We start from the raw sequence: 20,022 nt of genomic DNA, 5'->3' as shown, positions 1-20,022 counted from the left end.
GGCCACAAACAAGTCGCTCTTCCCCCGAACAACCTCCGCTGCAATTTGGGGATTACACCCCAAAAAACAGCGCGAAACCGGATCGAATAAGTGTGCTTCTCTCCGAACAACCTTCGCCATAACCCCATTATAAAAACAACAACTAAATAACGGACGAAATCACTCGGCGGCGGCTGACTCCGAGACTTCGGCCGCGGCCATCGCCAGCCGGAACGTGTCCCGGGCGATGATCAGCTCCTCGTTCGTCGGTACGACCAGCACGCGAACGGCCGAGCCCGGCGCCGAAATGACGCGCGGCTGCTTCGAGCGCTGCGCATTGAGCTCGTCATCCAGCCGGAGGCCGAGGAACGTCAGCCCGTCGCACACCGCCTTGCGGAGAGCGACCGAATTCTCGCCTGCGCCGGCCGTGAACACGATCGTATCCACCCCGTTCATTGCCGCCGCGTAAGCCCCGATATATTTGCGAAGCCGATACGTGTACATATCGAACGCCAGCTTCGCATTTTTATCGCCTTCCTCCATCCCTTCGACGATTTCACGCATGTCGCTGCTGACGCCGGAAATGGCCAGAAGACCCGAATGTTTGTTCAGCATGGAGTTGACCTCGCTCAGCGTCAGGTCCTCCTTGTTCATCGTGAACGGCACGATAGCCGGATCGAGATCGCCGCTGCGCGTCCCCATCATGAGCCCTTCGAGCGGCGTCATCCCCATGCTCGTATCGACCGATTTGCCGTCCAGAATGGCCGTGCAGCTCGCGCCGTTGCCGATATGGCAGGTGATCATTTTCAACGATTCGAGCGGCTGCCCGAGCACCTTGGCCGCCTGCTCGCTCACATAGTTGTGCGATGTGCCGTGAAAGCCGTAGCGGCGGATCTTATGCCTGCGATACAGCACCATCGGAATCGGGTATAAGTAAGCGACATTCGGCATCGTCTGGTGAAAAGCGGTATCGAATACGACCGCCTGCGGCACGCCCGGCAGGTTCGACTCAACCGCGTTGATCCCCATCATATGGGCCGGATTGTGAAGCGGCGCGAGATCGAACAAATTGCGGATTTCCAGCTTGACGTCCGGAGTCACCAGCACGGATTCCTTGAATGACTCGCCGCCGTGCACGACGCGATGCCCGACTGCGTCGATCTCTTCCATCGAGCCGATCACGCCGTGCCGCGGCGAAACGAGCAGGTCGATGACCCGCTTGACGGCGGTCACGTGGTCGAGAATTTCCTGGACGTCCCGCACCTCGGGCTTGTCCGCCGGCTCGTGGGTGACGATCGACGAGTCCATTCCGATCCGCTCCACCCTGCCGCTGGCCAGCACGGATTCGTCCGACATGTCGTACAACTGATATTTAAGCGAAGAACTGCCCGCGTTGATGACGAGTATTTTCATGCCCTGTCCCCATCCTTATCGTATTTGAAAAAGCCGACGCCCGACTTGACGCCCAAATGGCCGGCGCGGACCATCTTTTTCAGCACGATCGACGGCCTGTATTTCAGCTCCCCGTATTCTCGGAACATGCGCTCGAGTGCGGCGAGAACCGCGTCGAGCCCGAAGCGGTCGGCCATCTCGAACGGCCCGTGCTGGAACGAATAACCGATCCGCATCGCGCTGTCGATATCCTCGGCCGAAGCGACCCCTTCCTCCAGTACGTGCAGCGCCTCATTGATAAACAAGCAAATGAGACGCGTGGTGACGAAGCCGGGCGATTCGAATACCATGACGCCCTTTTTCTCGATCACCTGCTCGATGAAATGCTTCGTTCTGCCGAACGTCGTGTCCGAAGTCTTGAGTCCGCGAACGATTTCGACCAGATTGGTCTTGATGACGGGATATACGAAATGCATGCCGATGACGCGTTCCGGGTGCCCGGTGACGCCGGCCAGCTCCGTCAAGCTGAGCGTGGAGGTGTTGCTTGCCAAAATAACCTCCGGACCGCAGTAACGGTCAAGCTCCGCGAAAATCGCCTTTTTCATGTCCAGGTCCTCGGTAATCGTCTCGATTACGATTTCGCAATCTTCCAGACCGGACAGCGTATCGACAGACTTGATGCGGCTGAGAACGAGCTTTTTCTCGGCCTGCGTCAATGCCCATTTCTCAATCTGCTTGTCAAGGCTGTGCGCTATATGCTGCAAGGACAGCTGCGCCTGTTCCGGCGAGCGCTCCACCAATTCGACATCCAGCCCTTTGAATGCCAGCATTTCTGCGATTCCTTGTCCCATTGTTCCCGCGCCTACGACTCCGACTTTGCGGATCGTCATGGATGTTCACCTGCTTTGCCATTTATTCGGTATGAACGAGCTGTAAAGTCCTCTACATTATACCTTACCCTGAATACAAAAAAGAAGGCGTCCGAAAGGACAACCTTCTCTTGTCATAATTCTGTAACGAATGGCTTGGAGCCGGAACCGAGCGAATGCAAAGCGTCAAGCGCTTTGGGCGCGCTCTCCGTCTTGCAGGAACGTACGGAAACGGTCGCCGCTGAGCGTCTCTTCCTTCATCAGAATATCCAGCGAGCGCTCGAATACCGGACGGTTCTCATCCAACAGCGCCTTCGTGCGTTCCATCAGCACATCGAGCGTGCTGCGCATGACCGCCGCCCAGCCTTCGGGCGTAATCATGCTGTTGTCGACGATCCCGAGCTCGGTCAAGCCGGATTCGGCCATCGTGCGGACGATGTTCATCGCCTGGTCGAAATCGCCGCGAGAGCCGGTGCTGCGGGAGCCGTAGAACAGCTCTTCAGCCGCCGCTCCGCCGAGGCAGATCATAATCTGGGCTTCCAAATACTCGCGCGTATACAAATATTGCTCCTGCTGCGGATTGTGGCGAACATAACCGAGCGCTTGTCCGCGCGGCGACAACGCCACGGTGGATACGCTGCCCGGGCGGACGCGCTCGGCGGCGATGGCATGGCCAAGCTCGTGCAGCGCGATCCGCTCCCGCTCTTCCCGGGTCGACTCGCGGTCCGTTTTCTCGCCCATCATCACCTTGTCGATCGCCATCGACAAATGCCGCTGCCCGATCCGTTCGCTCTGCTCGCGCATCGCATAGATAGCCGCTTCATTCATGACGCTCTCCAGCTGGGCGCCGGAGAAGTTGAACGATTCCTCGGCGATTTTGTTCAAGTCGACAAGGTCGTCCAGCGGCTTGTTGCGGGCATGGATCGATAAAATGTGGCTGCGTCCCTTTTTGTCCGGCAGATCGACCGCAATATGGCGGTCAAAACGTCCGGGACGCAGCAGCGCGCTGTCGAGCGTATCCTTCCGGTTGGTCGCCGCGATCAGCAGCACGCGAGGCGTTTCGTTTGTGTGAATGCCGTCCATTTCGGTAAGCAGCTGGTTCAACGTCTGATCGTATTCCCGATGCTGTCCGCCGTCCCGTTTACCGCCGATCACATCGATTTCATCGATGAAAATGACGGCGCTGTTTTTGCCGCTTTTCAGCGCTTTCTGCCGCGCTTCGTTGAACAGCTCCCGGATGCGGCTCGCGCCGACGCCGACATACATCTCAACGAACTCGCTGCCCGAAGCCGCCACATACACCGAATCCGAGTAAGTCGCGGCCGCTTTGGCCAGCAGCGTCTTGCCGGTTCCCGGAGGCCCCGTTAGCAAAATCCCTTTCAACGGACGGATGCCGAATTTGGCGATTTCCTCCGGCTTGACGATAAAATCGAGCGCTTCAATCAATTCCTGCTTGGCCCGCTCCTGGCCGCCGATCTCATCGAAGGACAGCGGCGCGGGAGGACGGCTGACCGTTTTGCGGCCGCCGGCCGCCTTCGCCAGGCTTCCGCCCTTCGCTCGCAAGGCGTACAGCAGCAAGCCGGCAACAGCCGCTGCGAACAGCAGCGGTGCGATATTGACCCCGCGGAAAAACAGAAAGGCAAAAACGACGGGAGCGAAGCCGATGGCGATTTCCCTGGCGTATTTAAGCATTCGGCCACACCCCCATGCTGTCGGGAATTCTCGGCAGGATGACGTATTTTACCGAATCGTTCAAACGCAGCGTCAAATAGACATTCGTCTCATCCATTTCAGTATCGACGGACAGCCCTTTATTGGCCTTCATCAGCTTGTCCGCCGCCGCCGGTATTTCGGCATATTGACGGTTTTCCATCGCCTGTGCCAGATCGAACAGCACCGAGGACCAGATCCGCTCCAGCCCGGCATCGTCTTGTTGCTTGATATCCAGTATAAGTTCACGGCTTCCGATCGCGGAGGCGCCTTCTTTGCGAATTTGATCGTAAACCGATCTCAGATCGGCTTCGCGGTCAAGCTGAAGCTCGACCGTCACCTTGTCGTTCGAGACGACAGGCTTGGCATACGCGACGCCTTCGACGGCCGCAATGGTTTGTTTAAGCGGCTTTTCCACGGCAAGCTCGGCGTAGGCGAACCATCCGCCGAACAATACGGCACCGGAAATGGCCGCAGTCAGAACGATGGGCAACGGACGCAAGTTTTTCATAGCAGTAGTAAGCCCCTTTCCAAAGATCAACCGCATCCCGCAAACAGGACACGGCCGTTATCCTTTCATGTGTACAACTATTATACATCATTTTTGCTATATCAGAGTATATCATATTTGGACAGAGTATGAACACTGTAATGAATATGTAATTAGAAAAAAACAGGTTTCGACGGACGCCTATCCGTTGATACCTGTTAGTTAGTCGGCAGCTTTACCCCGACGTTCTCACCGGAAGCGTATAAGTTACGATGTTCCGGCCGTCCTCAAAGCCGTAAAACGCATAATAATGCCGCTTCACATTCAACTCCCGGCTGTAGTACACTTCCCAAACCTTCTTTCCGTCCACGAGTCCCGGTCGGATGCGAATCAATTTCGCGTCGGGCAATTCCCTCAGCACATCCGCTTTCAATTGCGCGCGCGGGTAGCCGTCATCGGCTTTTACGGCCTCGGCGCCTTTCCCGGTTACCCAAACGAACAAGCGCTCGCCGGCTTGATCCGTGCCTTGAAACACCCAGGCCGTTTCCTCCCATACGAATTTGTCGGCCTTGGTCACTTCGGCGAGCCCGGTTTCGGCTTTCGCGGTCCGTTCGGCTGCCTGCTCTTCCTGCCGATAACCGGATTGAACCCACTGCATATACAAATTCAGCAGCAGCAGGATGAGGACAAGAGCCAAAATACCCAGCACCGTCCATCGCCTCGGCGTCATGAAGCCCGGTCGTCTGGTTCTCGCCCTCATATCGCCGAGCTCAGCCTTTCGTAGCAGCGCTGCGCTTCGACCCGGATTTTCTCCTCATCGAGCCCCGTGCAGCGCCGGTTGTCCACCACCTGGACGCCGTCGACCCAGACGTGGCGGACGTCCCGCCCGTTGCCGGCGTATACGAGATGGGATACCGGATCGGTGTGGGGATAGAAATGCGGCTGCTCAAAATCAAGCGCGATGAAATCGGCCTTCATGCCGGCCTTCAGCATACCGACACGACCCTGCTGCCAGATCGCCTTGGCCCCGCAGACGGTGCCCATCCGAAGCGCCTCAAGCGCCGGCACGGCGGTCGGGTCGCCGGACACGCCTTTATGGATGAGCGCCGCGAGGCGGATCTCATCGAACATATCCAGATTGTTGTTGCTTGCCGCGCCGTCCGTGGCAAGCCCTACCGTAATGCCGGCCGCCAGCATCGCCGGCACGCGCGCCACGCCGCTCGCCAGCTTCAGGTTGCTGGCCGGGTTGTGGGCGACGCCGACTCCCCGCTCGGCCAGAAGCACGATCTCGTCATCGGTCAGGTGGACGGCATGCGCGACCAGCGACGGACGGGAGAAGAAGCCGAGCTTGTCGAGATGCAGGGCGGGCCGCAGACCGTACTCGCGGACATTTTGCTCCACCTCGGCCGCCGTTTCCGACATGTGAGTATGCAGCGGCAGATCCAGGTCGTGGGCCGCCTGCACGAACTGCTCGATAAGGGCCGGCGGGCAAGTATAAGGCGAGTGAGGCGACATGACGGCCGTTATTCGCCCGTTTGCCTTGCCGTGCCAATTGCGCGCGAACCGCACCGCCTCGGCCAGCTTTTCCCGCTGCACATCCTCCGGACAGAGCCCGATCACACCGCGCATCAGCACGCCGCGCATGCCCGACGCTTCGACGACCTGCGCCACCTCATCCATATGGTCGTACATGTCGACGAAGGCGGTTGTGCCGCTTTTCAGCATTTCGAGCGCCGCCAGCGACGCGCCCCAACGTACGTCCTCGGCCGTATAGCGGCCTTCCATCGGCCAAATTTTCGCCGCCAGCCATTCCTGCAGCACCATGTCGTCCGCCACGCCGCGCAGCAGCGTCATGGCCGCATGCCCGTGGGTATTGATCAAACCCGGCATGAACAACAGGCCGCCGCCGTTCACCTTATGGGCGCCGTCGACAAGACTCCCCGGGTGCGCTTCGCCGATATACGCGATCCGGTCGCCTTCGACGACCAGATGCCCCTGCACGACCCGGCTCGCCTCGTCCATCGTGACGAACGTTCCGTTCTCAATCCACCACTTCTTCATCGCCATCCGCTCCGTTTTCCAGGTAATAGGCCAAGCTCAACAGCTCCGTCGTAAAATCCGCGTGGTGGATCCGCACATCCCCCTGCACCTTCAGGATCGCGGGCGCGAAGTTCAAGATGCCTTCCACGCCCGCCTGCACCAGCCGATCCGCCACGTTCTGCGCCTCGGCGGCCGGAACGGTTATGATGCCGATGCGGATTTGCAGCTCGTCGACCGTCCGCCTCAGCTCGTCCATCGGCTGGACGGTCATGCAGTTGATCCGGGTGCCCACCTTGGACGGATGCGCGTCGAATACGGCGACGATTTTCATGTTGTCCTTGATATACGTATTATAATTGCACAGCGCATGCCCGAGATTGCCCGCTCCGACCAAGCCGACGTTAAGCGGTTGATCGAGCTTGAGAATCTGGCGGATTTTCTCGATCAGGTAAGAAACGTCGTACCCGATTCCCTTGCGGCCGAATTCGCCGAAATAAGCGAGATCCTTGCGGATTTGCGCCGGGTTCAAGTCAAGCTTCTGTCCGAGTTCCTGCGACGATACCGTCTGCACCTCGCTGCGCAGCAGCTCGTTCAGCACATGCAAATAAATCGGCAGCCGTCTTACGACCGCCTCTGAAATCTTGATCTGTTTCACCGCTCTGCCCCCTCGCCGATTTGTACCGCCGGCTCCAGCCATTCTCTGATCCGAGGCACGATCTGGTCCAGATGCATGTGCTCGATCTTCGGACCCGGCAGCGAATACAAGAAGTATTTGCCGTAATACGTTTCAATAACACGGGTATCGTAAATAAGGACGATACCGCGGTCCTGCGCGGTTCTAACCAATCGTCCGAAGCCTTGCTTGAAGCGGATGACCGCTTGCGGCACGGACAGCTTCATGAACGGATTTTGCTTTTCCTGCTGCAGCATTTCCGCCTTCGCCTCAAGCAGCGGATGGTTCGGAGGCTGAAACGGAAGCCTGACGATCGCCAGACAGGTGAGCGCGTCGCCCGGAATGTCCACCCCTTCCCAGAAGCTGCTCGTTCCGAGCAGAACTGACGACTGCTGCTGCTGAAACCGACGGGTCAGCTTGCTGCGGCTGCCGCTGTCGACGCCTTGGCCGATTACCTGAATGCCGGCAGCGGCCAGCGCTTCCTTGAGCGGGTCGTATACCTGCCTCAGCATGCGGTATGAGGTGAACAGCACAAGCATCCGGCCGTTCGTTTCGAGCGCCGTTTCCGCCAGCGAGCGGACAAGCGCGCCGACGAACTCCGGATCGCCCGAGGCCCCCTTCAGCCCCGGGAAGTTGCGCGGAATGACGACGAGCGCCTGGTCACGGTAATTGAACGGCGACTCCAGCTGCACCGTTGCGAGCCGGCCGCTTTTGCCCGCTTCTTCCAGGCCGAGCTGCTCGCAGGCATACTGGAACGATTTTTGCACCGACAACGTTGCCGACGTCATGACGACGCTGCGCTTGACGTCGAAGAAATACTGTTTCAATTGGCCGCTCACGTCGGCCGGCACCGCGAACAAATGCACTGATTTGGCCTTGTAAGCGGGGCTTGCCTCCATCCAGTATACCGTACCGCCGTCATCGAGCCTGACGAAAGTCCGCAGCTCATCCCGGATTCGCGCCAGATCCTTGACGCTTCCGTTCATGTCCGTCAGCAGGCCCTGGATCGCGGTGTCGTCTATCCGGTCTTTCACATCCGCGGACAGCTTGTCGAGCGCCTTTACGATTTCGTTTAGGCCCGCATACACGTTCGCCTCCGCGGTCCGCACGTACGACCAGCCTTCCGGCAGCTTGTCGCTTTTCATCCGCACGACCGACTGCCCGGGTTCGGCTCCGTCTTTGACGGCGGCGGTCAGCCCGAAGAACAGATCGAACAGCTGATCCCAATGCTCGCGAACTTCGCCGAACACGGGCGCCGCCGCGTCGATCGCCTCCGCCCATGCCTGCGCGCGTTCGTCCCCTTCGGCAAGCAGCAGCAGCTTGAGCTGATGAATCATGCCGGTTCTCGCATCCTTGCACAATCGCTGCAGCGGGTGCGGAAGGCCGAAGTAGGACAGCTGCATCCCCAGATGCTTGCCGGCCACTTCCTCCAAATGATGCGCCTCGTCGACGATCAGGTGATCGTAAGAGGGCAGCAACCGATGGTCGGCGCGGATGTCGGTGAACAGCATCGAATGGTTCGTGATGACCACATCCGCCAGATTCGCCTCCTGCTTCGCCCGATGGTAAAAGCACCGCTTGAACCACGGACATTGCCGGTTCAGGCAGGAGTCGGCGTCGCTTGCCACCGTATCCCAGAAATCGCCGCCCCTGTTGCCGAGATTCAACTCCTCCTGATCGCCGTGTTCCGTCTCTCCCAGCCAAACGATCATTTGGGCGGCGGTAATCCGGTCCTCACCAGGCGATGCGAAATCGTGCATATTCACTTTGCCTTCAAACTTGCGGAGGCATAAATAATGGCCCCTGCCCTTGAAAACGGCGGCCTTAAACGGCACCGGGAGCACCCGTTGAAGCAGCGGCACGTCCCGCTCCCTCAGCTGCTCCTGCAGATTGATCGTATGCGTGCTGACGACTATCTTCTTGCCTTGTTGGATACCATAGTAGAGAGCGGGGATCAAATAGCCGAGAGACTTGCCGGTGCCGGTGCCCGCCTCGATCAGCAAATGCTTGTCGTCCTCCAGTGCGCCGTATACTTCCCGGAACATCCGGTTCTGCGGCTCGCGCGCTTCATAGCCCTGGACATGCTGCTCGAACGAGCTTTTCACTTGTTCCAGAAACGTATCGAAGTCGACTCGCAGCAGCAGTTCCTCCGCTTCGGCATCGTCATAGCGCGGCGGCGTTTCCTCCGTCCAGTCGCCGACCTTAAGCGTGAATTGGCGGAAGTAAGCGAATGCGTCCTCGTCGATCGACGTTTCCCGCTCCTTGCGCGTGAGCGCGTCCTTGACGATCCATGCCAGGTCCTCTTGCCCTTCTTCAAAGAAACGGGCGAGCCGCTGAAGCGTGAGAAGCGGGAGTGCCCGCAGCTTCTCGACGCACATCCGGAAAATGATCGCGGTCGCCATCGCGTCGCTGTCCGCCCGGTGATGCCGGTCGTGCGCGATGGCGAACGCTTCGGATACGGCCCCGAGCTGATACGATGTGAGCGAAGGGTACAGGATACGCAGCAAATCGAGCGTATCGAGCCGGCGGCCGGTAAACGGCACATAACCGCACCGGTCGAGCGCACTGTTCAAAAAACCCGCGTCAAAACCGACATTATGGGCGACAAGCAAGGCGTCGTCGAGCAACGGAATAACGTCCAGAAGGACGTCATCCAGCTCGGGCGCATCCTGTACATCGCCGTCCGCAATGCCGGTCAATTGGGTGATAAAAGGGGGAATCGGGACGCGCGGACGCACGAAGGACGCGTACGTTCCCGTCACGTTCAGCGCCTCGTCCAGCATCACGATTCCGACCTGGATAATATCGTCAACGGCCCCGCTGTTGCCGGTCGTTTCCAAATCCAATACTGCAAATTTCATTCGGTTCGATCCTCTCACATACAACTGAGTTCGGCGCTGCCGAAGTAAAGCGACAGCTTGCCGGCGCTCGACCTGCAGCTCGTCAGGTTGCGGGCGGCCCCGTCGAATGTCGGGTCGGCCTCGAACGCTTGCGCGAAATATTTCTCGGCCTGTTCCATGTTCGCCCGTACCGCCTGAATGCAGCCGAGCGCATTCAAGCCGAGCGCCTTCCATTTCGGATGGCTGGTCCAACGGACAATCAGCTGAAAATGGCGCTGCGCCTCCTCCCACTCGCGCAGGTGCAGGTGCGACATCGCCAAAAATAAACGGGCAACGACGGAATCGGGGCAAAAACGGACCGTTTGCCGAAAATGCGCGGCAGCCTCCCGGAACATCAGCAGGTTGAAATAACCTTGGCCGGCGGCCAGGCTGCGTTCCGCCTCTTCGCCGTCATCTGCGCCGCTCATCGCATGGCTTGCGTCCGGCGGTCCTATTGAAGCGTTCGCTTCCGAATCGGCCGCCGGGGCGAGGGGATCCTCCCCTGAATCTGCGGGCGCTCGGAACTGCCGCGCGCCCGCCAGCTTCTCCTCCAATTGCAGCCAGCCGTCGATCATCGAATCGCTCATCGATTGCAGGACGGCGAGCTGCTCCTCCATCTGTGCTCGCTGCTCGTCGGTGGCGCCGGGATAACGGATCATAATGTCGTCAAGCAGTTCGTTCAAGACGGCAAACACATGCTGGAGCATAGCACGCACCCCACCTTCACGAATGTACTCGCACGGCGCGGCCGGGACGTTCGCGGCCATCGCCCGAGTTATGCTCATTCTTTGTCAAGCGGGGCCGTTTCATACTCGGCGCGGCGCGTCACATCAAGCAAGCCGTCCCGTATTCCGGCGGCGCTGCTTGTTATAGGATGGTCGCGTGCTTCTCCTCCGTCATCGTCCGGACAGGGCGGTTGGCGGCGTCCATAATGGCCACCTTAGGCTTGTAGCCGCGCGCCTCCTCCTCCGTCATCAAGCCGTAGGAAATGATGATGACCTGATCTCCCGGCTGCGCATGACGGGCTGCCGCGCCGTTGAGGCAGATGACGCCTGAACCGCGCGGTCCCGGTATGACGTACGTCTCCAGGCGCGAGCCGTTATTATTGTTGACGACCTGCACCTTCTCGTTCGCCCAGATATCGGTCAGCTCCATCAGATCCTCGTCGATCGTGATGCTGCCCACATAATTCAAATTCGCTTCCGTGACGGTTGCGCGGTGTATTTTCGATTTCATCATCGTTCTGAACACAGGTTTCCCTCCCCTTACTTTATCCGAAAATCCGGTTGTCGATCAACCGGGTGCCGCCGAATTTGACGGCCAAGGCGACGATGATCCGGCTGCCCCGGCCGATGTGCAGCGCGGCGACGGAGTCGGGCGGCTGCAAATCCGGATAAGTCAATACCTCGACATAGTCGATCACGGCCAAAGGCGCCCGGCCGATATAGGCAACGATCCGCTCACGCAGCCCGGCTGCGTCGATCCCGGGCTCGGCCAGCCACTCCTCGGCTTTGCCGAGCGCCTCGTTCAGCACAACCGCCTGCTCCCGCTGCTCCGCCGTCAGGTAGACGTTGCGCGAGCTGAGCGCGAGCCCGTCCGGCTCGCGCACGGTCGGACAAGGCACGATCTCAACCGGCAGGTTCAGATCCTCCGCCATCCGTTCGATGACCGCCACCTGCTGCGCGTCCTTCAGGCCGAAATAGGCGCGGTCGGGCTGCACGATGTGAAAAAGCTTGCTGACGACCGTTCCGACCCCGTCGAAATGGCCCGGACGCGAAGCGCCGCACAGCCGGTCGGTCAGCTGCTCGACCAGCACTTTGGTGATGGTTTTCTTCGGGTACATCTCCCGCACATCCGGTGCAAAAAGCAGATCCGCGCCCGCCCGCCCGCATATGGCGGCGTCCCGTTCGGGATCGCGCGGATACCGTTCAAAATCTTCATTCGGCCCGAATTGCAGCGGATTGACGAACACGCTGACGACCGTCAAGCCGTTCTCGCCTCGAGATCGCTCAATCAGGCTTGCATGCCCTTCGTGGAGAAAGCCCATCGTCGGGACGAACCCGACCTTGCCTTTCGGGTTGGCCTCGCGCCATTCGCGAAGCCGCTCGCGCAGCTCACGAATGCTGGTGTAAGTCAGCATGCCGTTCGTTCTCCTTTCGCGCATCCGATCCCGTACCGCCGCCGTATACCGCGCCCTGCCGCTCCTGGCCGGGCTCGGAGAAGCCATGTTTGGGCTCCGGAAATTCGCGGCCCTTCACATCCCGCACGTATCGGCCGATCGCGTCGCGAACCGTCGTGCCGAGATCGGCGTACGTTTTGACGAACCGCTTCTCCCGGTAAGGCGAAGCATATTGCAAAATATCATGATATACGAGCACCTGGCCGTCGCAGCCCGTTCCGGCCCCGATGCCGATTGTCGGTACGGCCAGCTGCTCGGACACCGCCTTGGCGGCTCGGTCGGTAACGAGCTCCAGGACGACCGCGAACGCTCCCGCCTGTTCAAGCGCCTTCGCATCATCGATCAATCGCCGGACATCGGCATCATCCTTGCCCTGCACCTTATAGCCGCCGATCTGATGGACGGATTGCGGGGTAAGGCCGATGTGGCCCATCACCGGTATGCCTGCGCGCACGCACGCTTCCACTTCGTGCGCAATGTCGGCGCCGCCCTCCAGCTTAACCGCCTGCACGCCGGCCTCCTGCATAATGCGGCCCGCGTTGCGGACCGTATTGTCGGCACCCAGCCGGTACGTCATGAACGGCAGGTCGGTGACGATGAACGTGTCCTGCGCCCCGCGCCGGACGGCACGGGAATGATAGATCATGTCCTCCAGCTTGACCGGAATCGTCGTATCGTAGCCGAGAACCACATTGCCCAGCGAATCGCCGACAAGAATGACGTCGATGCCGGCCTCCTCCGCCAGCTTCGCGGAAGGGTAATCATATGCGGTAAGAACGGATATCGGTTCCCCGTCCCGTTTCATTTTTTTGAGCTTAGTTACGGTAAGCGCCTGCTTCATGCATGGTCCCTCCCAAGTGGTCCGCGAAATAATCCCCAAAAAGTGACGCGAAGCTCTGTAGCTCAATTCGATTACTTTTCGGGGACCCCATAAGGAAAACGCAACTGTCCGCGGAAAGCAGAAAAAACCTTCCCAGCCGCCGCTGTAAGGTTTCCGATCAGCAAAAAGAAACATTCCGCAACATGCGAAGCTTCCTTCTGTCTCGGTCCTTGACGGCTCAGAGCAGAGTGCGCTTTCTCAAGCGAACGTTCGCAGTATTCGATTCGATTGCCTTTGACAAAGATGGCGACGGAGTGCGGTTCCGCTCGGATACCGCCTCATTGCTCCTTCAGTATATCAAACCGTATGATAAAAAGGAAGGTGTCCGGCGGACAGGCCCGAACCGTCCTGACCGTGCATCACTGTACCCGATCGGCCGGCTGGTCCCTTTCCTGCGTCATCCCCATGTCGGCGGAGAACACCGGAACGACCTTCCCTCCCTCGCGCTTCACCAGAAGCGCGCCCGTCTCGGCCAGGCCCACCGGGCTTCCCTCGATGACGAGTCCCTGCGGGGTCGTCAGCACGCACGGCTTGCCGATCGATACCGACAGCGCCTCCCACAGCGTCCGGATCGGATCGAAGCCCGCCTGTCCGTACAAGCGGTACAGTTCTTCGAATTCGTGCAGGAACTCCGCGATCGTTTCGGACCTGTCGAACGGCCTGCCCGCGGCCAACTTCAACGAAACGGCTTTCGCGAGCATGTCCGGCGAATAATCGGACGCATCGAGATTCAGGCTGATGCCTACACCTGCAATCACATATTTGAGCCGTTCCTCTTCCGCGCTCGATTCCAACAGGATGCCGCTTATTTTTTTGCCGCCGACGAGCAGATCGTTCGGCCATTTGATGCCGATGTCGAGTCCGGTCAACCGGCGCAAGGAACGGCATAGCGCCACCGCAGCCAACAGCGTAAGCTGCGGCGTGAACGGCAGCGGGATCGACGGACGCAGAATGAAGCTCATCCACACGCCCTTGCCTTTCGGCGAAATCCAGGAACGTCCCATCCGGCCCCGTCCGTGCAGCTGCTGCTCGGCAATGACGAGGGTGCCCTCGGGCGCTCCCTCCTCGGCAAGCTGCTGAGCAACGTTCTGTGTGGAATCGACGGCGTCGAGCAGCTTGATCCGCTTCCCGAACGTTTCGGTGCGCAGCTTCGTGAGCAGGCCGGGCAGCGTTAACTGGTCCGGCCGGCCCCTGAGCCGGTAGCCGAGTTTTCTTGAAGCCTCGATCGTGTAACCTTCGTCTTCCAGCTTGCGGATCTGCTTCCATACCGCCGTCCGGCTGACGCCGAGCTGCCGGCTGAGCAGCTCGCCGGATACGAACCGGTCGTCGCTGTCCTCCAATAATCCAAGCAACCGCTCTCTCATGATAGCTCCTTTGCATTGCGCAGAAGTGTCCGGGCCGAAGACAACAGCGCCTGTTTCTCGTTCGGAACGTCGCCGCGCGCGCACGCCGCGAGAAGCTCGTTCAGCAGCGCACTGATCCATGGCCCCTGCTTGCCGGTTCCCGCCAACGCCTTCAAGTCACGGCCGTTTACGGCCAGCTCTTTGAGCGTTGCGGCGGGCATCGCGCGCGTCCATTCCGCCAGACGCGCGGCGCCTGCTTCGTCCAGAAGGCCCTCTGCAAGCCCCGGAGCCTGTCCGATAAGCGACAGCCAGGCTTCGGCGTCGTCCCGTCCATAGCGCAGGACGAGCGCCGTCCACAACGGGCGGCTTCGCAAAGCTTCGCCCGTTTCGTCCGATTCGACGGCCTCCTTGTGCAGGCCCATCCGGTTCATAATGGCGCCGACCCGCGCCTTGCCGAACCCGAAGGCGCCGAGCCACGAGCGCGCCGCATCGGGCGCGATGCCGGCGGCCAGCAGCACCCCGGCCCACCGGTTATCCGTGTCCGCGACCCCGGACCAATCCTGGGCGTCCCGCCGGCAGCGGACGTTGAACCGTTCCCCGACCGGCGAGAGCTTCGTCTCCCGCCATAAGCCGCTCCGTTCAAGCAGCTCAAGCGCGCGATTCGGGAAAGGCCCGCCCAGCATTTTGTCGAGCTCGACGCCGACCCGCTCCATCGCAATATGGCGGAGCAGCTTGCGGTGGCGGACGATGGCGCGCCAGGTCGATTTGGCGATGCGGTAACCGAGCACGGAAGCGAACCGGACGCCCCTCAGCAAACGGAGCGCGTCCTCCTGCAAGCGGAGGTCCGCATCGCCGACGCAGCGAATGATGCCGTCCTGCAAATCGGCCCTGCCGCCGAACGGGTCGACGATATCGCCGGAGATGTCCATCGCCATCGCGTTGATCGTAAAATCCCGGCGCTGCAGATCGCCCCGCAAATCGGCGATGAACGCCACCTCTGAAGGGCGCCGATGCCGCTCGTAAACCGATTCCTTGCGAAAGGTCGTCACCTCGTAGGCGCGTCCCCCCTCAAGCACCGTTACCGTGCCGTGCTGAAGTCCGGTCGGCAGCGTCCTGGCGAACAAAGCCGCCACCTGTTCCGGCTGGGCCGAGGTGGCGATGTCGACGTCGGAGACCGGACGTCCGAGGGCCGCGTCGCGGACGCAACCGCCTACATAATAGGCCTCGAAGCCCGCTTCGTTCAATCTTCCCAGGACGGGTGCCGCCTGCCGCATCATATCCTGCAAACCGCCCGTCCCCTTTCCCGTTTCCTATCTATTCACACACGGGGAGCGGAATATCCGCGTCGACTCCCATGACGCGATAATAGATGCGCTCATACTCCGTTGTGATCAGATCGTTGCAGAACATCGTCCTGGCCCGCTGCAGGCAGGCTTTGCTCACGACTCCGTAAAGAACGGGATCGCGCAGCAGACGGATGGCGTAATCGGCCATAAGCGCCGTATCCCCGATCGGTGCCAGGTAACCGGTCTCGCCGTGCGCAACGAGCTCCGGTATGCCGCCGGCCTGCGAGCCGATCGTCGGTACGCCGCAAGCCATCGCTTCCAATGCGACAAGGCCGAAGCTTTCCTTCTCCGAAGGCAGCAGCATCAGGTCTGCGACCGAAATGACCTGGGCGACGTCATCCTGCTTGCCGAGAAAATGCACCCGGTCCTGCAACCCCATCGCCTGGATTTTCCACTGGATGCGCGACAGCTCCGGCCCTTCGCCGACCAGCAGCAGCTTGGCCGGCATCCGCTCGCTCACCTTGGCGAACACATCGACCACGTCGCCGACCCGCTTCACCGGACGGAAATTGGAGATGTGCATCAATATTTTCTCGTCGGGCGCCGCGAATTCGCTCCTCAGCCCCGTGCACTCGCGCGGGTAATAGATCCGCTTGTCGACGAAATTATAGGTCAAATCGATCGGCCGCTCGATGTCCAGCAGCTCCTGCGTCTCCCGGATCAGATCGCGAGAGACGGCGGTAACCGCGTCGCTCTGATGAATGCCGAGCCGAATCAGATCCTTGAGCGATTCGTCTTGGGCCAGCACCGTAATATCGGTACCGTGCAGCGTGGTGACCGTCTTCAGGCCTTCGCCCACCATCTGCTTAGCCAGATAGGCGCAAATCGCGTGAGGGACGGCATAGTGGACGTGAAGCAGGTCGAGATTTTGCATTTTGGCGACCTGCGCCATTTTGCTGGCCAGCGACAAATCATAGGGCGGATATCGAAAGACGTAATAGTCGTTGATTTCAACCTCGTGATAAAAAATATTGCGCTGGAATTTGCCGAGGCGGAAAGGGATGCTATGCGTAATAAAATGAATTTCGTGCCCTTTCTCCGCGAGCAGCTTGCCAAGCTCCGTCGCCACGACGCCGGAACCGCCCAGCGTCGGATAGCAGGTGATGCCGATTTTCAGCGGTCTTGCCATGCCCGCACCCCCAAAGGTCCAAGTGATTGATCATGCCGGAATGAAGCCTGTTTGTCAGAACCGCTCCACGGCGAAGGGCCGCTTCAGGATGAATCCTTCGGCATAGGTCCACTGCCGCGAAGCGCCGAGCAGACGGTCGCGCGCTTCGACGTTCTCGACATACCGCCGGTTAAGCGGCGTCGCCACCCGGTCCGAGCCTTGCGCAACCGGCTCGAATTGCGACCGGTACGCCGCTAGGGCCCTGCGCTTGCGCTCGTAGCAGCCGGTGACGTCCACCACCAGGCCCACGTCCTTCACGTCGTTGATGTAATAAAAGACAAGCTGCTCCACCTGTACCGGCGGAGCATCTGGCAAATACCGGCGAAGCTTGGCATTGAACACCGCCTCCTCGACGATTCGGCTGCAGCTGTTATGGTCCGGGTGCCGATCGTCCCAATAAGGCGCAAAGACGATGCGCGGCCGGTGCGCCCGGATTTCGCGGACGACCGCTTCGATCTGCCCGGCCGTTCCGCTCAGCCCGCGGTCGGGCAGCCCAAGACAGGAGCGGGACGCGAGCCCGAGGGCGGCCGATGCCTCCGCCGCCTCGGCTTGCCTCTCCTCCACCGTCCCGTTCGAGGACATCTCCGCACGGGTAAGGTCGCATATGCCGACCCGCAATCCGGCCGAGGCATGCTTGGCGACCGTGCCTCCCATGCCGATTTCGACATCGTCGGGGTGGGCGCCGAAGCAGAGCATATCCAAGCCGTTCATGGCTGCCAATCCTCGGGCTTGTATTTATGTACCAGCTCGCGCCATGCGAATTCCCCGCGCCCGAGCGAGTTCGTCAGCAGCTCCGCCGTGGCGACGTTCGTCGCGACCGGAATTCCCTGCACGTCGCAAAGCCGGAGCAAAGCGATGATATCCGGCTCATGGGGCTGCGCCATAAGCGGGTCGCGGAGGAAAATAATCAGATCCAGCTCGTTCTGCGCGACGAGCGCGCCGATCTGCTGGTCGCCGCCGAGCGGGCCGGACATGAACCGGTGAATCTTGAGCCCGGTCTGGTCCATGATCCGCTGACCGGTCGTGCCGGTCGAATACAGCTTGTGGTCCTTGAACACATGCTCGTACGCGATGACGAAATTCACCATCTCATCCTTTTTGCGGTCATGCGCGATAAACGCGATTTTCATTTGTTTGCTCATCCGTACTCCCCCTGTCGCTGCTGTTGCCTGCCAGAACGGCTTGCGCGGCCGAAGCCCGCGAGGTTAGTCCATCAAATGCTCGAAACCGTAAATAAGTCCGGTATAGCCCATTACCTTCTTCACCGCCGTATTGACGCCCGGCATATAACCGGCACGGTCATAGGAATCGTGGCGGATCTTGAGCGATTGCCCGAAAGCGCCGAAAATAACCTCCTGCTGCGCGAAGACGCCGGGCAGCCTGACGCTGTGAATGCGGAAGCCGTCGTAATAGCCGCCGCGCGCGCCTTCGATCGTCTCCTCTTCCAGCGGATTCCCCTGTCTGTGCTCCTTGCGAGCCTTGGAAATCAGCTCCGCCGTCTTGATCGACGTGCCGGACGGCGCGTCCAGTTTCTGGTCGCCGTGATATTCGATAATTTCAAGATCCGGAAAATATTTCGACGCCTCCGCCGCGAACCTCATCATCAGAATGGCGCCGATCGAGAAGTTCGGCGCGATCAGCCCGCCGATGCCCCGGCTGACGCACAGCTTGTCCAATTCGTCGATCTGCCCGGATGTGAAGCCCGTCGCGCCGACGACCGGCCTGACGCCGTGCATGATAGCGGTCCTGGTATTGTCATAGACCGTTTGGGGAACAGTGAAGTCGACGAGCACGTCCGTGCCGCCTCCCCGCAGCGCCTCCTCCAGATTGCGGCCGACCGTGACGCCGCTGGCGGGAAGGCCGACCATCGCCCCCGCATCCACCGGCTCGGCGGACCGGGCAACGGCGGCCGATAAGGACAGCGTCTCGTCCTGCAGCACCATTTTCACCACTTCACGGCCCATCCGGCCGGTTGCTCCCGCTACGGCTACGCGTATTTTCTCCGACATGTTCGCATCTCCTGTTCCGATTTCAATAATGAACCGCGTCAACCGCGCGATTTGCCGCCGCTGTGCCGCCGTTCCTTGCGCCATTTGCGGCGCACGCCCGCCAGCAGCCGGGCGGCTTCCGCATGCTGCGGATTCAGCTTGAGCGCTTCCTCCGCGCTGGCCGCCGCTTCGCCGTAGCGGCCGAGCGCGCCGTATGCGGCGGAAAGCATCAGGAAGGCCGCTTCCGACAGCGGATCGAGCCCCGTCGCCTCGCGAAGCGCTTCAATCGCGGCGAGAAAATCGGGCGAGTCCGACGCAAGCGTCGCTTCGGCCTCCGCAATGAGCATACGGGCCTTCACCGTTCGCAGATGGTATCCGTAGACGGCGTTGTCCGGATCGAGGCGTTCCGCCTCCTCTGCGTGGACCATGGCCTTCGCCCATTTCGCGCTGCGCGCGCAGGTGATCGAGCACTTGTAATGGTACGCCGGATTATCCGGATGCGCGTCGATCGCCTGCTCAAAGCAGCGGATCGCCTGCTCGTAATCTCCCTGCAGAATCGATTCGTACGCCTGTTTGACATGCTCATCCCCGTTCATCCGCCTAACCTCCTTGTACCCTAATGCTACAGCATATGTCCGGGGTACAGCGAGTGTTAAGGGCGGGCTTCACGGTCCGTCTTTTTTGGTCCAACGGCCCGAATCGCGCGTATTGAATTTGTGCATGACCTTGTCGTGCGCTTCGGCCAGATCGATTCCGAGCGAATTGGCGAAGCACGTTATAATAAAAAGAATGTCGCCGAGCTCCAATTCGATCGAATTGTCGGCTTCGTCCGGTTTTTTCGGCTTCGGGCCGAAGTTGTGGTTAATCTCCCGCGCGAGCTCTCCTACCTCTTCACTAAGCCGGGCAAGCATCGCAAGCGGACTGAAATAGCCTTCCTTGTACTGCGATATGTAAGCGTCCACCTCGCGCTGAACGTCGGCTAACGTTTTATCTGCCAATGTCCGACATCCTTTCCGGTTATCTCATCCTATGTTATCGCAAAGCGAAAATGAAAACAATCCTTTGCCCTCCGCTGCAAACGCTGTT

At 60.1% G+C, this 20,022-nt stretch carries 20 protein-coding genes; all 20 read right to left on the bottom strand.

Translation table 11 applies throughout. The annotated features are described in order from the left end of the window. Window positions 1-159 precede the first annotated feature (159 nt). Window positions 160-1,392: an acetate kinase gene (locus RWM61_RS12310; RefSeq protein WP_314001120.1), complete on the bottom strand. Its 1,233-nt coding sequence runs from the start codon at window positions 1,390-1,392 to the stop codon at window positions 160-162. After that, a complete protein-coding gene (locus RWM61_RS12305) occupies window positions 1,389-2,261 on the bottom strand; it encodes a 3-hydroxyacyl-CoA dehydrogenase NAD-binding domain-containing protein (protein ID WP_314001118.1) in 873 nt (290 codons plus the stop codon). Before RWM61_RS12305 ends, RWM61_RS12310 begins: the two co-directional genes overlap by 4 nt. A gap of 165 nt (window positions 2,262-2,426) precedes the next feature. Then, entirely contained in the window at window positions 2,427-3,932 is a 1,506-nt protein-coding gene (locus RWM61_RS12300; protein WP_314001116.1) for an AAA family ATPase, read from the bottom strand. After that, on the bottom strand, window positions 3,925-4,461 hold the full coding sequence (locus RWM61_RS12295) for a hypothetical protein (protein ID WP_314001114.1): 537 nt from the start codon (window positions 4,459-4,461) through the stop codon (window positions 3,925-3,927). Before RWM61_RS12295 ends, RWM61_RS12300 begins: the two co-directional genes overlap by 8 nt. A 214-nt stretch (window positions 4,462-4,675) precedes the next feature. Continuing rightward, complete coding sequence (locus RWM61_RS12290; protein WP_314001112.1) at window positions 4,676-5,200, bottom strand: DUF5590 domain-containing protein; 525 nt, start codon at window positions 5,198-5,200, stop codon at window positions 4,676-4,678. Next, on the bottom strand, window positions 5,197-6,507 hold the full coding sequence (locus tag RWM61_RS12285) for an amidohydrolase (RefSeq protein ID WP_314001110.1): 1,311 nt from the start codon (window positions 6,505-6,507) through the stop codon (window positions 5,197-5,199). Before RWM61_RS12285 ends, RWM61_RS12290 begins: the two co-directional genes overlap by 4 nt. Then, a complete protein-coding gene (locus RWM61_RS12280; protein WP_314001108.1) occupies window positions 6,482-7,135 on the bottom strand; it encodes a redox-sensing transcriptional repressor Rex in 654 nt (217 codons plus the stop codon). The genes RWM61_RS12285 and RWM61_RS12280 overlap by 26 nt, the downstream gene beginning before the upstream one ends. Further along, entirely contained in the window at window positions 7,132-10,014 is a 2,883-nt protein-coding gene (gene dinG / locus RWM61_RS12275; RefSeq protein ID WP_314001106.1) for an ATP-dependent DNA helicase DinG, read from the bottom strand. Before dinG ends, RWM61_RS12280 begins: the two co-directional genes overlap by 4 nt. Window positions 10,015-10,028: 14 nt before the next feature. Then, window positions 10,029-10,739: a hypothetical protein gene (locus RWM61_RS12270; RefSeq protein WP_314001104.1), complete on the bottom strand. Its 711-nt coding sequence runs from the start codon at window positions 10,737-10,739 to the stop codon at window positions 10,029-10,031. Window positions 10,740-10,899: 160 nt separating this feature from the next. Continuing rightward, window positions 10,900-11,283: an aspartate 1-decarboxylase gene (gene panD, locus RWM61_RS12265; protein ID WP_314001102.1), complete on the bottom strand. Its 384-nt coding sequence runs from the start codon at window positions 11,281-11,283 to the stop codon at window positions 10,900-10,902. 19 nt (window positions 11,284-11,302) lie between these two features. Further along, window positions 11,303-12,172 (bottom strand): pantoate--beta-alanine ligase, encoded by an 870-nt coding sequence (gene panC, locus RWM61_RS12260; RefSeq protein WP_314001100.1) that lies wholly within the window; start codon window positions 12,170-12,172, stop codon window positions 11,303-11,305. Beyond that, complete coding sequence (panB, locus tag RWM61_RS12255; RefSeq protein WP_314001098.1) at window positions 12,147-13,052, bottom strand: 3-methyl-2-oxobutanoate hydroxymethyltransferase; 906 nt, start codon at window positions 13,050-13,052, stop codon at window positions 12,147-12,149. Before panB ends, panC begins: the two co-directional genes overlap by 26 nt. A gap of 398 nt (window positions 13,053-13,450) precedes the next feature. Beyond that, entirely contained in the window at window positions 13,451-14,455 is a 1,005-nt protein-coding gene (locus tag RWM61_RS12250) for a biotin--[acetyl-CoA-carboxylase] ligase (RefSeq protein WP_314001096.1), read from the bottom strand. Continuing rightward, window positions 14,452-15,711, bottom strand: a complete 1,260-nt coding sequence (locus RWM61_RS12245) for a CCA tRNA nucleotidyltransferase (protein ID WP_314001124.1) — start codon at window positions 15,709-15,711, stop codon at window positions 14,452-14,454. The genes RWM61_RS12250 and RWM61_RS12245 overlap by 4 nt, the downstream gene beginning before the upstream one ends. Before the next feature lie 37 nt (window positions 15,712-15,748). Further along, the gene (gene bshA, locus RWM61_RS12240) at window positions 15,749-16,909 is read right to left on the bottom strand and encodes an N-acetyl-alpha-D-glucosaminyl L-malate synthase BshA (protein ID WP_314001094.1); all 1,161 of its coding nucleotides are present in this window, start codon (window positions 16,907-16,909) and stop codon (window positions 15,749-15,751) included. Between the two features lie 54 nt (window positions 16,910-16,963). After that, window positions 16,964-17,659, bottom strand: a complete 696-nt coding sequence (gene bshB1 / locus RWM61_RS12235) for a bacillithiol biosynthesis deacetylase BshB1 (protein WP_314001092.1) — start codon at window positions 17,657-17,659, stop codon at window positions 16,964-16,966. Next, entirely contained in the window at window positions 17,656-18,078 is a 423-nt protein-coding gene (mgsA, locus tag RWM61_RS12230) for a methylglyoxal synthase (RefSeq protein ID WP_314001122.1), read from the bottom strand. Before mgsA ends, bshB1 begins: the two co-directional genes overlap by 4 nt. Window positions 18,079-18,153: 75 nt before the next feature. Then, window positions 18,154-18,957, bottom strand: a complete 804-nt coding sequence (dapB, locus tag RWM61_RS12225) for a 4-hydroxy-tetrahydrodipicolinate reductase (protein ID WP_314001090.1) — start codon at window positions 18,955-18,957, stop codon at window positions 18,154-18,156. Between the two features lie 38 nt (window positions 18,958-18,995). Beyond that, window positions 18,996-19,532 (bottom strand): tetratricopeptide repeat protein, encoded by a 537-nt coding sequence (locus tag RWM61_RS12220; protein WP_314001088.1) that lies wholly within the window; start codon window positions 19,530-19,532, stop codon window positions 18,996-18,998. Between the two features lie 69 nt (window positions 19,533-19,601). After that, window positions 19,602-19,934, bottom strand: coding sequence for a nucleotide pyrophosphohydrolase (locus RWM61_RS12215; protein ID WP_314001086.1), 333 nt, complete (start codon window positions 19,932-19,934; stop codon window positions 19,602-19,604). Window positions 19,935-20,022: the final 88 nt, after the last annotated feature.

Origin of the sequence: uncultured Paenibacillus sp. (genome assembly GCF_963515335.1) — a bacterium.
In the GTDB taxonomy this organism is placed as follows: Bacteria; Bacillota; Bacilli; order Paenibacillales; family Paenibacillaceae; genus Paenibacillus_I.
This window is presented reverse-complemented; position numbering and strand designations above follow the sequence as displayed.

Coding starts and splice junctions, on each gene's coding strand:
- RWM61_RS12310 (WP_314001120.1), bottom strand. CDS start 1,392: ATGAAAATACTCGTCATCAACGCGGGCAGTTCTTCGCTTAAATATCAG.
- RWM61_RS12305 (WP_314001118.1), bottom strand. CDS start 2,261: ATGACGATCCGCAAAGTCGGAGTCGTAGGCGCGGGAACAATGGGACAA.
- RWM61_RS12300 (WP_314001116.1), bottom strand. CDS start 3,932: ATGCTTAAATACGCCAGGGAAATCGCCATCGGCTTCGCTCCCGTCGTT.
- RWM61_RS12295 (WP_314001114.1), bottom strand. CDS start 4,461: ATGAAAAACTTGCGTCCGTTGCCCATCGTTCTGACTGCGGCCATTTCC.
- RWM61_RS12290 (WP_314001112.1), bottom strand. CDS start 5,200: ATGAGGGCGAGAACCAGACGACCGGGCTTCATGACGCCGAGGCGATGG.
- RWM61_RS12285 (WP_314001110.1), bottom strand. CDS start 6,507: ATGGCGATGAAGAAGTGGTGGATTGAGAACGGAACGTTCGTCACGATG.
- dinG (WP_314001106.1), bottom strand. CDS start 10,014: ATGAAATTTGCAGTATTGGATTTGGAAACGACCGGCAACAGCGGGGCC.
- RWM61_RS12270 (WP_314001104.1), bottom strand. CDS start 10,739: ATGCTCCAGCATGTGTTTGCCGTCTTGAACGAACTGCTTGACGACATT.
- panC (WP_314001100.1), bottom strand. CDS start 12,172: ATGCTGACTTACACCAGCATTCGTGAGCTGCGCGAGCGGCTTCGCGAA.
- panB (WP_314001098.1), bottom strand. CDS start 13,052: ATGAAGCAGGCGCTTACCGTAACTAAGCTCAAAAAAATGAAACGGGAC.
- RWM61_RS12250 (WP_314001096.1), bottom strand. CDS start 14,455: ATGAGAGAGCGGTTGCTTGGATTATTGGAGGACAGCGACGACCGGTTC.
- RWM61_RS12245 (WP_314001124.1), bottom strand. CDS start 15,711: ATGATGCGGCAGGCGGCACCCGTCCTGGGAAGATTGAACGAAGCGGGC.
- bshA (WP_314001094.1), bottom strand. CDS start 16,909: ATGGCAAGACCGCTGAAAATCGGCATCACCTGCTATCCGACGCTGGGC.
- bshB1 (WP_314001092.1), bottom strand. CDS start 17,659: ATGAACGGCTTGGATATGCTCTGCTTCGGCGCCCACCCCGACGATGTC.
- mgsA (WP_314001122.1), bottom strand. CDS start 18,078: ATGAAAATCGCGTTTATCGCGCATGACCGCAAAAAGGATGAGATGGTG.
- dapB (WP_314001090.1), bottom strand. CDS start 18,957: ATGTCGGAGAAAATACGCGTAGCCGTAGCGGGAGCAACCGGCCGGATG.
- RWM61_RS12220 (WP_314001088.1), bottom strand. CDS start 19,532: ATGAACGGGGATGAGCATGTCAAACAGGCGTACGAATCGATTCTGCAG.